Origin of the sequence: Natrinema ejinorense, assembly GCF_002494345.1 — an archaeon.
In the GTDB taxonomy this organism is placed as follows: Archaea; Halobacteriota; Halobacteria; order Halobacteriales; family Natrialbaceae; genus Natrinema; species Natrinema longum.
Window position 1 is genome coordinate 903,670 of the sequence record NZ_NXNI01000001.1, and the last position, 12,553, is coordinate 916,222.

At 65.0% G+C, this 12,553-nt stretch carries 12 protein-coding genes; 5 read left to right on the forward strand and 7 right to left on the reverse strand.

Going from position 1 to position 12,553, the window contains the following annotated elements; genetic code table 11:
* Positions 1-43 precede the first annotated feature (43 nt).
* Entirely contained in the window at positions 44-1,090 is a 1,047-nt protein-coding gene (locus CP557_RS04580; RefSeq protein WP_097378820.1) for a phytoene/squalene synthase family protein, read from the reverse strand.
* A gap of 183 nt (positions 1,091-1,273) precedes the next feature.
* Here CP557_RS04580 and CP557_RS04585 point away from each other — a divergent pair, with 183 nt between their 5' ends.
* The 3 genes from CP557_RS04585 (at position 1,274) to CP557_RS04595 (ending at position 5,245) form a co-directional block, all read left to right on the forward strand.
* Positions 1,274-1,915, forward strand: coding sequence for an SDR family oxidoreductase (locus CP557_RS04585; RefSeq protein WP_097378821.1), 642 nt, complete (start codon positions 1,274-1,276; stop codon positions 1,913-1,915).
* A gap of 267 nt (positions 1,916-2,182) precedes the next feature.
* Complete coding sequence (locus CP557_RS04590; protein ID WP_097378822.1) at positions 2,183-3,835, forward strand: long-chain fatty acid--CoA ligase; 1,653 nt, start codon at positions 2,183-2,185, stop codon at positions 3,833-3,835.
* Positions 3,836-4,099: 264 nt separating this feature from the next.
* On the forward strand, positions 4,100-5,245 hold the full coding sequence (locus tag CP557_RS04595) for an acyl-CoA dehydrogenase (RefSeq protein WP_097378823.1): 1,146 nt from the start codon (positions 4,100-4,102) through the stop codon (positions 5,243-5,245).
* Between the two features lie 246 nt (positions 5,246-5,491).
* Here CP557_RS04595 and CP557_RS04600 read toward each other — a convergent pair whose 3' ends face one another.
* Both CP557_RS04600 and CP557_RS04605 read right to left on the reverse strand, forming a co-directional pair.
* Entirely contained in the window at positions 5,492-5,776 is a 285-nt protein-coding gene (locus CP557_RS04600) for a PadR family transcriptional regulator (protein WP_097378824.1), read from the reverse strand.
* 46 nt (positions 5,777-5,822) lie between these two features.
* Positions 5,823-6,728: a DUF3267 domain-containing protein gene (locus tag CP557_RS04605; RefSeq protein ID WP_097381530.1), complete on the reverse strand. Its 906-nt coding sequence runs from the start codon at positions 6,726-6,728 to the stop codon at positions 5,823-5,825.
* 107 nt (positions 6,729-6,835) lie between these two features.
* Here CP557_RS04605 and CP557_RS04610 point away from each other — a divergent pair, with 107 nt between their 5' ends.
* Positions 6,836-7,117 carry a DUF7111 family protein gene (locus CP557_RS04610; RefSeq protein WP_097378825.1) on the forward strand — a complete coding sequence of 94 codons (282 nt, stop codon included), beginning with the start codon at positions 6,836-6,838 and terminating at the stop codon, positions 7,115-7,117.
* A 23-nt stretch (positions 7,118-7,140) separates the two neighbouring features.
* On the opposite strand, the gene CP557_RS04615 is transcribed toward CP557_RS04610, so the two are convergent.
* Complete coding sequence (locus tag CP557_RS04615) at positions 7,141-7,452, reverse strand: DUF7410 domain-containing protein (protein WP_245852904.1); 312 nt, start codon at positions 7,450-7,452, stop codon at positions 7,141-7,143.
* A gap of 150 nt (positions 7,453-7,602) precedes the next feature.
* Between CP557_RS04615 and CP557_RS04620 the strand changes: the two genes are divergently transcribed.
* Positions 7,603-9,021, forward strand: a complete 1,419-nt coding sequence (locus tag CP557_RS04620) for a heme o synthase (RefSeq protein ID WP_097378826.1) — start codon at positions 7,603-7,605, stop codon at positions 9,019-9,021.
* A 352-nt stretch (positions 9,022-9,373) separates the two neighbouring features.
* Here CP557_RS04620 and CP557_RS04630 read toward each other — a convergent pair whose 3' ends face one another.
* The 3 genes from CP557_RS04630 to CP557_RS04640 form a co-directional block, all read right to left on the reverse strand.
* Positions 9,374-10,885 carry an SLC13 family permease gene (locus CP557_RS04630; protein WP_245853068.1) on the reverse strand — a complete coding sequence of 504 codons (1,512 nt, stop codon included), beginning with the start codon at positions 10,883-10,885 and terminating at the stop codon, positions 9,374-9,376.
* 166 nt (positions 10,886-11,051) lie between these two features.
* On the reverse strand, positions 11,052-11,297 hold the full coding sequence (locus tag CP557_RS04635) for a hypothetical protein (protein ID WP_097378829.1): 246 nt from the start codon (positions 11,295-11,297) through the stop codon (positions 11,052-11,054).
* Between the two features lie 148 nt (positions 11,298-11,445).
* Entirely contained in the window at positions 11,446-12,513 is a 1,068-nt protein-coding gene (locus CP557_RS04640; protein WP_097378830.1) for a M42 family metallopeptidase, read from the reverse strand.
* Positions 12,514-12,553 lie beyond the last annotated feature (40 nt).

Genomic DNA, 12,553 nt, shown 5'->3' on the forward strand with positions numbered 1-12,553 from the left:
GAGACCGTTCGAGAGAGCCACGAGCACGCCGTCGGACCGCCCGCTACTGGTGAAGGGGCTGTTCCGACATCGTGGAGCGAAGTTCGTCGAGTCTCGACCGCGAAACGCCGTCCTCGAACTGCTGGAGGAGAGCGTACACCTCGGCGCGGGAGACCTTGACGTCGCCCTCGCGGACGACGTCCTCGGGGTGCTCGCGTAGTTCCCGGAGCGTCCCGACCGCCAGCAGGTAGGGAATCGCCCACGCCGAGAGCCGGTTGCCGTGGCGTTCGGGCACGACCTCGAGGTAGCGCTGGGCATCGTCGAGGTATCGCTCGGCGCGGCCCGTCACTCGCTTGATGACGTTCGTGACGCCACCGTGATGGGCGTCGTCGGTGACCGACTCGGCGTCGACGTCTTCCGCAGCGAGCCACTCTGCGGGGAGGTAGACGTTGTTCTCCTCGTGATAATCGTCTTCGACGTCTTTCGCGATGTTGACCAACTGCAAGAGCAGGGCAAACGAGCGGGCGTTTTCCCGCATCTCGTCGGCTCGCTCCTGGGAGGTGCCACGGGCGACCAGTCCGGTGATCAGCGTCCCGACGGTGCCGGCGGCGTACCAGCAGTACTCCTCGAGTTCTTCGATCGTCTGGAGCCGGAGCCCGCCTTCGGTGGCGTACCGATCGGTAAACATCGCCATTCCGTCGACGAGTTCGCGGACCGGTCCACGCATGATCTCGCGGGGCTCCTCGTCGAACGATTCGAACGTTCGCAGGACCCGCGGGGTTTCGGCAACGACCTTCCAGTCTTCCGTTCGCTCGTCAGGGATCCACGGCTCGACGTCGTTCATAAACGCCGCGACCGACCCCGACGCGTCGGGATCGAGCAACCGGTCGTACGCCGCGAGCAGTTCGGTCTGTCTCTCCGGGGGAATATGCCCCGCATCCTCGATCGTATCAGCAATCCGACAGAGGAGGTAGCCGACACAGATGTGTCTGGCCATCGGCTCCTCGAGCCGATCGATCGTGATCGAAAAAGTCCGCGAAACGCCGTGAACCGCGTCGTAACACCACTCGAGATCGGCGTCAGTGGGGGGTTCGGGCTGGCCCGTGGTCATCTACTCGAGTTAGTTTGGTGACCATCCGGGAAAAACACCCCGGTCGCGGCGTGATCTTCCGACCGGTGGCCGACGCGACGTAGAACCTGAGACGTCGGCGTCGATGGGAGCGGGTCGAACGGAGTCGCGGTGGGCCAGTGTAGCTGGCACAAGTCGTATGAGAGAGGCCGGCGAAGCGACACCGTGACCCGAACCGTACTCGTCGCCGGCGCTCACGGACAGGTCGGACAGCACGTGACGAAACGACTCGCCGAGCGTGACGGCACCGCTCGAGCGATGATCCGAGAGGAATCCCAGGCCGAAGAGATGCGGGAGCTGGGCGGGGAGCCGGTCGTCGCGGACCTGACCGAAGCGGTCGATCACGCGGTCGACGGCTGTGACGCGGTCGTCTTCGCGGCCGGCTCGGGCGGCGAGGACGTCTACGGCATCGATCGGGACGGTGCGATCAACCTGATCGACGCCGCGATCGCGGCGGATGTCGACCGGTTCGTCATGCTTAGTTCGATGGGTGCCGACGACCCGGCAGCGGGCCCCGAGCCGCTTCGGGACTACCTGATTGCCAAAGCCGAAGCCGACGAGTACCTTCGACACAGCGATCTGGTCGCCACGATCGTCCGTCCGGGCGAGTTGACCACCGAGCCCGGCACCGGTGAGATTCGGGCCGGCACGGGGCTCGAACTGGGATCAGGAGACATTCCCCGCGAAGACGTCGCGCGGACGCTCGTGGCCGCGATCGACTTCGAACCCGTCTTCGGCGAGACGTTCGAGATCCTGTCGGGCGACGACCCGATCGAGGACGCACTCCAAACCGTCGGCTCGAGGTGACCCTGTCGTGGCCCGGACTGCATAGACGACAGCAGCCTGTTCTGGCTGGCATGGGCGGTCATTGTTCACTATCGGGCCTCGGCCGACGTCGGCTTGCTCTGCTGGAATCCCGGACGCGACGGAGGCGGCTATCAGTTGATCAGAGAGATATTGTATATATTTCCATTATGTTTTTCATATTATGAATTATCATCTGTAAGAGACACGCGGATGCCAGCGTATGTATGGAAAGAATAATACAGTATTTGTCCCTTTATGTAAGACGAAATGCCAGCAGGTACAGACCAAACGCTTCGGCCGTTCTTGTGGCGGGCAAGCAAGCTGTATTCCGATACGGAAATCGTCTCCCGGAATCACGACGGGATGCAGCGATACACGTACGGTGAGTACGAGGATCGAACGAGCCAACTCGCGAACGCGCTCGACGAGTACGGTATCGAGGAGGGTGACCGGGTCGGGACCTTCTGTTGGAACCACTCCCGTCACTTCGAGACGTACTTCGCCGTGCCATCGATCGGGGCACAGCTCCACACGATCAACCCGTTGCTCCCCGACGCACACATTCAGTTCATCGTCGACAACGCCGACGACGAACTGATCTTCGTCGACCAGTCGCTCGCACCGAAACTCGCGGGTGCCGTCGCCGACGCGGACGACGAGTTCGACGACGTCGACTTCGTCGTCATGGGCAGCCAGCCGGCCGACGACCTCGAGTCGACGGCCTACGAGTCGTTCATCGACGGGCACGAGACCGACTACGACTGGCCCGACGTCGACGAGGAACAGCCCGCGGGGATGTGTTACACCTCGGGGACGACCGGCAACCCGAAAGGCGTCGAATACACCCAGCAGATGCTCTGGAGCCACACGATGGCCTCCCAGACGCCACAGGGGATCCCGATGGCCGACGACGACGTCGTCATGCCCGTGGTGCCGATGTTCCACGTCAACGCCTGGGGAATGCCGTTTACGGCGACTGCCGGCGGGGCCAAACAGGTCTTCCCCGGCCCCTCCCCCGAGCCCGAGGACCTCGCGAACCTCATCGAAAACGAGGGCGTGACGATCAGCGCGGGCGTTCCGACCGTCTGGCTGGGACTGATGGAGTACTGCTCGGAGAACGACGTCGATCTTTCGACGCTCGATACCGTGATCGTCGGCGGCTCGGCGGCACCGAAATCGATGATCGAATGGTTCGACACCCAAGGCGTCGAGGTGCTCCACGCCTGGGGAATGACCGAGATGGCTCCGATCGGTTCGGTCTCCCACCTCAAATCCGACCTGCAGAACGCGGACTACGACACCCAGGTCGAAAAGCGGGGCAAGCAAGGGCTGGTCGTTCCCGGCCTCGAGTTCCAGGTCATCGACGACGACGGCGAGGAGATCGAGTGGAACGGTCAGGACTTCGGTGAGATGTGGGTCCGAGGCCCGTGGGTGACGAAGGAGTACTTCAAGCGCCCCGAGGCCAACGAGGCGGACTTCGAGGACGGCTGGCTCAAGACCGGTGACGTCGTCACCGTCGACGAGGACGGCTACATCAAGATCGTCGACCGCGAGAAGGACGTGATCAAGTCCGGCGGCGAGTGGATCTCGTCGGTCGAACTCGAGAACGCGATCATGGCCCACGACGGCGTCGCCGAGGCGGCCGTCGTCGGCGTCCCCCACGAGCGCTGGCAGGAGCGACCGGTCGCGTTCGTCGTTCCCGCAGAGGGTGCCGACCGCGACGCGCTCGTCTCCGAGGTCAACGAGATGCTCGCCGACGAGTACCCCAAGTGGTGGCTCCCGGACGAGATTGAGTTCATCAAGGAAGTGCCCAAGACGGCGACGGGCAAGTTCTCGAAGAAGGACATCCGCGAGGAGTACGCCGACCAGTCCCTCGTCGAGGGGCAGGTTCCGGAAGACGCCGCGCCGGACAGCAACTGAAACGACCCTCTAGTAGCAACTGAAAGTCATTGCGCACCTGATCGCACGACAGCGTTGCGATCAGTGTGTAAATCGTTTCAGTCGCTACTCTAGCTACGTTTTTTCGTCGAGACGCGAAGACGCACAGTCGACGAACCACGCAGACCGTTCGGACCAGTCGACGGACCGCACGGACCCGTTTCGGACGAGCGCGCGCGGGTGTCACTAAATCGCATACGAGGCGAAAGAGAGAACAATAAAGGGAACGGAACCGAATTATCGTTTATGGACTTTGCACTCTCGGCCGAGCAGCAACAGATTCGAGACATGGTGTCGGAATTCGTCGACGAGGAGGTCGTCCCCGTTGCCGAGGAGATCGACCACGACGACGAGTTCCCCGCCGACCTCGTGAGCGAGATGGCCGAACTGGGGCTGATGGGGATGCCCTTCCCGGAGGAGTACGGCGGTGCCGGGCTGGACTATCACTCGTATGCGATCGGCCTCGAGGAGATCGCCCGGGGCTCGGGCGGTCTCGGAACGATCGTCGCCGCTCACACCTCGCTGGCGGGCAACATGCTCTACGAGTTCGGCGACGAGTCCCAGAAAGAGGAGTTCCTGACGCCCGTCGCCGCGGGGGAGGACATCGGTGCGTTCGCGCTCTCGGAGGCCGGCGCGGGCAGCGACGTGCCGGCGATGGAGACCACCGCCCAGAAGGAGGGAGACGAGTACGTCATCAACGGCGGGAAGCTCTGGATCTCGAACGGCTCCGTGGCGGATACGGTCACGCTCTTCGCGAAGACGGACCCCGACGCCGGCAACAAGGGCATCTCCTCGTTTATCGTCCGGCCCGAGGAGGACGACGGGTTCATCGTCGAGGGCACGGAGGACAAACTCGGCGATAAGGGCTGTCCCACTGCCGAACTCCGGTTCGACGACCTCCGGATTCCGGAATCACGGCTGCTTGGCGAGGAGGGCGACGGCTTCGTCCACGCGCTGAAGACCCTGAACGGCGGCCGCATCACGATCGCCGCCCGCGGCGTCGGTATCGCCCGCGCGGCCTTCGAGGAAGCCCGCGACTACGCCAACGAGCGCGAGCAGTTCGGCCAGCCCATCGGCGAGTTCCAGTCGATCAAACACAAACTCGCGGACATGGACACCAAGATCCAGGCCGCGAAGATGCTCATGCACAAGGCTGCCGACAAGAAGATCCGCGGCGAGGACTACATCAAGGACGCCTCCCAGGCCAAGCTCTACGCCTCGGAAGTGAGCCGCGAAGTCGCGAACGAGGGCATCCAGATCCACGGCGGCTACGGCTACACCAAGGACTTCGCCGCCCAGCGGTTCTACCGCGACGCCAAGCTCAACGAGATCTACGAGGGCACCAGCGAAGTCCTGCGGAACACGATCGGCGACCAACTCCTCGAGGAGTAGCCGCTCGACCCGGCGCTTGAGCAGGAGCCACTCGAGGACTGGCTGCCCAAGCACTTCGCTGGTTGCATCTTTCGCCAGCATCGTTCCAGAACACTTACAGCAAGTCGGAGTACAGTTGACGTATGGATCGAACGGAACTGTTCCTCGCGATCATCGCATATACGCTGTTCGCGCTCCCGATCTACGTCGTCGTGCACCTGTTCAGGAACCCGTCTCTCGACTGACCGCTCCGCCACCACGGTGTCGTCAGTCGCCCTCCAGACACTCCCGAACCCACTCGTAGTGCTCTCGAACTCGCTGTTCCCCGCCGTCGGTCAGTGCGTAAACGTCGTGTAGTCCCTCGGTTCGTTTCGTGACGAAGCCGGCATCGACGAGCGCCGACAGCGAGCCGTAGAACGACTTCGGCTCGAGTCGGTCGTCGTAGTGTGATTCGAGGCGGGATTTGAGCTGTTGGCCGCGCAGTTCGTCGTCCGCCGCCGCGAGCAGCAGACAGATGTCTCGGCGGCGGCCGCTCCGGAGCCACTTGGTCATAGCACGATCGTCGACGCGGCGGCGCTCGAGCGTTACGGTTTCCGTCCTACTCGCCGATGAGTCGTCGCCGGACGGCCCCGATGACTGTCCACGCGAGTCCACCGAGGACGGCCGTGCCGATCAGGGTGCGGTCACCGATCTCGAGGACGGCGGTGCCGCCGGGCTGGCGGTCGTGCCGGAAGAGCAGCCAGCCTCGATCCGGATCGCCGAGAACGACGTCGCCGGAGCCGAAGGCAAGCGAGAGGAACACGACCAGGAGGGCGTAGGCTGCGACTGTGACGAGGGTTCCGACGGCGCCGGTCAGGAACTGCGACAGGAGCGTCGTTCCCGGCAGGCGGCTCACGGACCGCTCGTCCGGACCGTAGATCCCGAATCCGCGACCGTCGCCGGGCGGGTCGCCCACGCGAACGTCGGCGGGATACTGACAGAGGATGGCGGCCATCCAGAGATCGCCGATCGAGCCGGCCGCGTTCGCCGCCAGCGGCACGATCAACAGGGGAGAGGGGACGACGGTCATCGCGGCGAGTCCGACAGCAGTGATCCCCACGAACGGGGCAAGTAGAGCAACGAGCAGCTGATTGCGGGTGTAGCTCGCCCCGCTGGTTTCGGCGTAGGCGTAGGGCAACACGAAGTAGGAGACGCCGATGCCGTACCGTGGACTGTCGCCGTACCTGCGCATGAATACGCCGTGGAGCAGTTCGTGGGGGACGACCACGCAAACGAGCAGGCCAAGCGAGACGGCCAACCAACCCGCTATCGTCGGCGGCGACGACGGCGCGATCACGATCGGCTCGAGCGAGGTGCCACGAATCCAGGCGAGGAGGTGCCCGAAGGCGTACGCAAAGCCGAAGAATCCCACGCCGGAGACGACCAGCCACTGGAGCGCGACTGCTCGAGTGAGTCGAAACGCGGCGAGTGGTCGACGGACCGTGGCGGGTTCCGAACGGCTCACGGGACGGTCGTCGAAGGGGATCGAAAAATCGGTGTCGATGTCGGCCGCCACCGGAGAGCGCGACCGGAACCGACAGGTTCCCGGTAGTTGCGTCCCGAGTACCGGCCATGACCGACGACCGGACGGCCGACGCCAACGGCATCACGGCCACCTACGACGAAACGGAGACGGAACGGGTCCTCGCGTTCAACGGCGACGGAGGGAGGACAGCCGCGATCGCACAGAATCGCGAGGGGTACGCGATGTTGAAAGTGCGGCCAACGGCGGACGGGGACGAACTCGAGCGCTACTACGGGTTCGACATGGCGCTCGATCACGCCGGGGAGCTACTCGGCGTTTCGCCCCACGAGCTGCCGATTCCGGATGCGGCCGCGGATATGGGGATGTGAGTCGCTGTCGCACTCGGGGGCGATCAGACGACGAACGCGGCGACGATCAACAGGCCGAAGTACAGCGACACGAGGGTAGCGAGGGCATACAGTCGAACGCGGCGATACGCCGCCTGCTCCGTCCGGGCGGCCCGCTCGGCAGCCGCACGTTCACGGTCCGAGAGTCGCCCGGAATGCTCGAGGCCGCGGTGAAGCGACTCGTATCGCGTCCGGCGAAACGGACGATCGCAGTACGGACACCGAACGGTGGGCTGACCGCCGCGAGCATCGCTCTCGAATCGCTCTCCGGGGGCGCTATCGACCGCAGGTGCGTGGCCGCGCGGGTCGCCGGGCACGGTGGGAGCTACGACGACCGGCTGGATCGTTCTTTGGGCTGCGCTCGAGAGCGGTCCCGGCGACCGCCACACCCCGCGGTCGATCCCCAGCGGTGGGAAAAAGCGGGAGCCCTAAATACGGGGAGTCGAACGGTGTAGACGAGAATAGCCGTGTCAACAGAGTCGTTTCCACGCCCGATCGGTACACGACGCCGCTTCTCCGCACTGCTTACAGCGACCGCGCTGGGCGTCTATTTGCTGTTGATCGTCGGCGCGACGACATCGCTGACGAACGCGGCCGCGTCGTGTTCGACGTGGCCGGGCTGTCACGCGCCGGTCGATCCGCTGAACCAAACCGAACTCGCGATCGCGTGGGCCCACCGACTCACTGCGGTCGTCGTCGGCCTGCTCGTCGCCACGACCGCCGTCGCCGCGACGTTCGGTGATGTCTCGCGTCGCGTCCGAGCGACCCTCGTCGTCGCCGCCGTGCTCTACGTCGTCCAGATCGGCGTCGGCGCCGTCACCGCGACGATCGGCCCTGCCGCGATCGTCCCCGGACTCCACCTCGTGCTCGGGCTCGTGATCTTCTCGGGGATCGTCCTCGCGCTGGCCTGGGACCTCGAGCTCGCGACCGGCAGCGAGGACGACGCTATCGACTCGCCGGACCCGATCGAGGAGGACGTCCCCGCTGGGGCCGCGCGATCCCTCCCCTCGAGTCGCCTGGCTCGCGCCCGCCTGACCGCGTTCGCGTACTTCAAGATGATGAAACCGCGGTTGATGTGGCTGCTCTGTCTCGTCGCCGCCGCCGGGATGGCCCTGGCCGCCGACCCGGTCCTCGACACGTACACCATCGTCGCGACGCTCGGCGGGGGCGTCCTCGCGATCGGTGCCTCCGGGACGTTCAACCACCTCCTCGAGCGCGACGTCGATCAGAAGATGTCCCGGACGGCCGATCGGCCGCTCGCGGTCGATCTGATCCCGGTTCGGAACGCGCTCGCTTTCGGCCTCACGCTGACCGCGGCGTCGCTGGCTGCGTTCCTGACGATCAACCGCCTCGCCGCGGCGCTCGGACTGGCCGCGATCCTGTTTTACAGCGTCGTCTACACGCTCCTCCTCAAGCCGAACACGGTCCAGAACACGGTCATCGGCGGTGTCGCGGGCGCGCTACCCGCACTCATCGGCTGGGCCGCCGTCACGAACGAGATCGGCTGGCCGGCACTCGCCCTTTCGGTCGTCATCTTCCTGTGGACGCCGGCCCACTTCTACAACCTCGCGTTGGCCTACGGCGAGGATTACGCCCGCGGCGGCTTCCCCATGATGCCGGTCGTCCGCGGCAGGACCGTCACCAGAAAACACATCCTCTACTACATCGCCGCGACGCTCGTCGGCACGATCGCGCTGGCCACGATCACCGAACTCGGTGCGCTGTACGCGGCGACGGTCGTTCTCTTCGGGGGAATCTTCCTCTGGGCCGCCGTTCGCCTCCACTTCGAACAGACGGAGGTCGCGGCGTTCCGATCGTTCCACGCCTCCAACGCCTTCCTCGGGGCCGTGCTGGTCGCGATCCTCGTCGACGCGCTCGCGTTCTGACCGATCGCGGAACGGCTCGTGGAAGGTCCTTCTCACCGACGGCCGTTGGAACTCGATCCTTCTGAGACTCTCTCGCGGACGCAGTCATCGCGGTCTCGGCTCGAACTGACGACGACCGTTTCCGTCCCCGGTTTCGGATCGCGGCCGCGTCGGCTTCGTCTCAAGGGACGGGACGAGACGCAGGGTTGTGGCCCCGCGTCCGTGACGATCGGCCCCGGGCTCCCGTTGAAACCGATCGGACAGAGACGAGGAGCGAATCACGAGTGTCGGCTCTCCTCGTCGAGTTCGCAATCGACGCTCGAGACGGATCCGCGATCGGTTCGACGGAACGGAGATGACGAAAACGAGCGGTTCACCAGAGCAGGCGCGGCCAGACGAACGTAAACAGGAACCAGATGATGGCCGTCAGAACGACCGTCATAACCGCGTTCAGGACCAGTCCCGCCCGGAGCATGTGGCGCTGTTTGACGTACCCACTGCCGAAGACGATGGCGTTGGGCGGCGTCGCGACCGGCAACGCGAAGGCGAAGCTCGCGGCGATCGCGCCGGCGACCGAGAGAAAGAGCGCGGTCGAGAAGTCGGTCAGCCCGAGCGTCGCCGAGAAGACGCTCCCGAGGCTGATCAGAATGGGGACGATGATGCTGGTCGTCGCGGAGTTCGACGTCATCTCGGTGAGGAAGATGACCACCAGGACGACTGCGCCGATGACGAGGAGAATGGGCGCGCCGACGAACCCGCCGAACACGGTGTCGGCGATCCACTCCGTCGCGCCCGTGTCCGCCAGTGCGTTCGCGAGGGAGATCCCGCCGCCGAACAACAACAGCGTCCCCCAATCGATGTCGACCAGTTCCTCCCACTCCATCGTGTCGGCCAGGACGAGCGCGGGGACCGCCGCGACGCCGACCATGACGTAGTAGAGCAGCCCCTGATGGCCCTCGACGCCGAAGACCGTCATGCCCTCACCGCCGAACACGGTCGTCATCCAGACGTCCGGGAGATGCGGCTCGAAGAGGTCGCCGAGCCCGCCGAGCATCCAGAGCCCCGCCGTCACGGCGAAGATCGCCGCCACCCGTTTCCCGCGGGGATCGAGGTCGCCTTCGGCCTCGAGTTGCTCCCGGGCGGTGGCTCGCGCCCGCTCGACGTCCGGCACCTCGGGCGGGTACAGCACGTACGTCAGGAGGAACCAGACGAGGGGAAGCGTCACGACGACGATCGGGAACCCGACGATGAACCAATCGGCGAACCCGATTTCGTAGTCTAGAATGGCGTTGAGCTGGCTGACGAGGATCGCGTTCGGTGGCGTGCCGATGATCGTTCCGACACCGCCGACGCTCGCGGCGTAGGCGGTCCCGAGCAGCATCGAGATCTGAAGGTTCGTGAACGCGGCCGACGACCCGACGTCACCGCCGTCGGCGACCGTTTCGGTGGCGTCGCTCCCCCGGTCCTGTTCGTTCGAGGACGCGAGATCGTCTCGATCGAGGACCTGGGTGAGGACGCCGACCGCGATCGGCATCATCATCGCGGCCGTCGCGGTGTTGGAAACCCACATCGACAACACGGCGGTCACGCCCATGATCGCGAAGATCAGCCGCCGTGGCGAACTCCCCATCTTGGCGATGGAATACAGCGCGATCCGCCGATCGATGTTGTACTTCTGGATCCCGTTGGCGAGCATGAAACCGGCCAGGAACAGGAAGATGATGTGATCGGCGAACCCGACGAGCGCCGCGTCCATCGAGTCGTAGACGCCGGTCCCCGTGAGCAAGACGGGGATCGTCAGCGCGGTGACCGCGAGTGGTAGTGCACCGGTGACCCAGAGGAGCCCGGCGAAGAACATCGTCGCGATCGCGTACTGGCCCGCCATCGACAGTCCCGACGGAGACGGTGCGGCCGCGATAGCTACCGTCCCGATCGTTGCGAGGGCGAATAGTGGTATTCGGCGGTTTGAATCACCCAAGAGTCTGTGTATCATTGATACAGGAGGCACCATCATCATTACGGATGTTAAGCCCTTCCATTCGAGACCGTCTCTAGAAGTGGTCGACGATCGCCCGCATCTGTTCGGCGGTGAGTTCCACGGCGTAGAGTTCCAGCAGCGTTTCCCGGCGCGGTCGAGAAAGGGATCGGTTCCCGCTCTCGAGCATCGAGAGGTGTGCCTGCATGAGGTCGTCTATCTCCCGCTCGACCGCCCGCTGTTCGTATCCGGCGGCGACGCGGAGGAGTCGCCATGCCAGCGGGGAAATGCCCTCGGGATCGGGGAGGTCGGAAGCATCCATGAGCGTCAGCTACGAGAGAAATACCGAGGGGGCCAGAAATGTGTTCCGTCAGGCAGCAGTGGAACCGGTCTGTTTGGCCCTTCGAGCGGCCCGCGACGGTCGCGGGCCGTCGAGACGGGCGTGCATGCCGGATCCGCCGTCCGGCCGTTCACAGCGTGTAGTCGTACTCCCCGTCTTCGGTCTCGAGGAAGGCCTCGAGCAGGTCGATCGTCGCCGCGACGTCGTCGACGTGGGCGGTTTCGGTCACGGTGTGGAGGTACCGCGTCGGGACCGAAATCGCGCCGACCGGTTTCGCGCCGGCCGCCTGCTGGAAGCCGGCGGTGTCGGTACCACCCGACGGCAGGATCTCGAGTTGGTACTCGATTTCCTCCTCCTCGGCGAGCGACTGGAGGCGGCCGTGGAGTTTCGGGTTCGTGATGACGCTCGAGTCTTTGAGCTTGATCGCGGTGCCCGCGCCGAGTTCCGTCACGTGTTCGCCGTCGTCGAAGCCGGGGATGTCGTTGGCGACGGTGACGTCCATCGCGAGCGCGAGGTCGGGGTCGATATCGACGCCGAGGGCGCGCGCACCCCGGAGTCCGACCTCCTCCTGGACGGTCGCACAGAAGTGGATCGTTACCGCGGGCGTCGTCAGTTCGCGGGCAGCCTCGAGCATGGCGAACAGGCAGACTCGATCGTCCAGCGCCTTGCCAGTGATCGTCTCGCCGACGCGTTCGGTGGTCTGGGCCATCGTGACGAGGTCGCCACGGGTAACGCGGTCGTCGAGTTCCTCGTAGGGGAGGCCGGGATCGACCACGACGTCCTCGACCTCGGGCGTTTTCTCCCGTTCGCTCTCGTCTAACGTATGTGGCGGCGGCGAGCCGATGACGGCCGGAACGTCCCCGTCTGCGGCGTGGATGGTCACGCGTTGAGCCTTGAGGACGCGTGCGTCCCAGCCCCCGAGCGCATCGAGTTCGACGAAGCCGTAGCCGTCTTCGTCCCCGCGAACGTGACGGACCATAAAGCCGATCTCGTCCATGTGTGCGGCGACGGCCACCGAATACTCGCTGTCACCCTCGAGGGTCCCGACGACGTTCCCCATCGCGTCGGTTCGCACGCGGTCGACCGATTCCTCGAGTTCCCGAACGACGAGATCGCGAACGCGGTCCTCGTAGCCAGGGACGCCGCTTGTCTCCGTCAGTGCTTTCAGGAGGTCCCAATCGAAGGGAACGGATGTCATAGAGTCACATGTGTCGTGACGAAATAAAAGCCCGCGGAAA

Excerpts from the sequence above, each read along its gene's own strand:
- CP557_RS04590 (WP_097378822.1), top strand. The coding sequence starts at position 2,183 with ATGCCAGCAGGTACAGACCAAACGCTTCGGCCGTTCTTGTGGCGGGCA.
- CP557_RS04610 (WP_097378825.1), top strand. The coding sequence starts at position 6,836 with ATGACCGACGACCGGACGGCCGACGCCAACGGCATCACGGCCACCTAC.
- CP557_RS04640 (WP_097378830.1), bottom strand. The coding sequence starts at position 12,513 with ATGACATCCGTTCCCTTCGATTGGGACCTCCTGAAAGCACTGACGGAG.
- CP557_RS04600 (WP_097378824.1), bottom strand. The coding sequence starts at position 5,776 with ATGACCAAGTGGCTCCGGAGCGGCCGCCGCCGAGACATCTGTCTGCTG.
- CP557_RS04595 (WP_097378823.1), top strand. The coding sequence starts at position 4,100 with ATGGACTTTGCACTCTCGGCCGAGCAGCAACAGATTCGAGACATGGTG.
- CP557_RS04635 (WP_097378829.1), bottom strand. The coding sequence starts at position 11,297 with ATGGATGCTTCCGACCTCCCCGATCCCGAGGGCATTTCCCCGCTGGCA.
- CP557_RS04580 (WP_097378820.1), bottom strand. The coding sequence starts at position 1,090 with ATGACCACGGGCCAGCCCGAACCCCCCACTGACGCCGATCTCGAGTGG.
- CP557_RS04630 (WP_245853068.1), bottom strand. The coding sequence starts at position 10,885 with ATGGCGGGCCAGTACGCGATCGCGACGATGTTCTTCGCCGGGCTCCTC.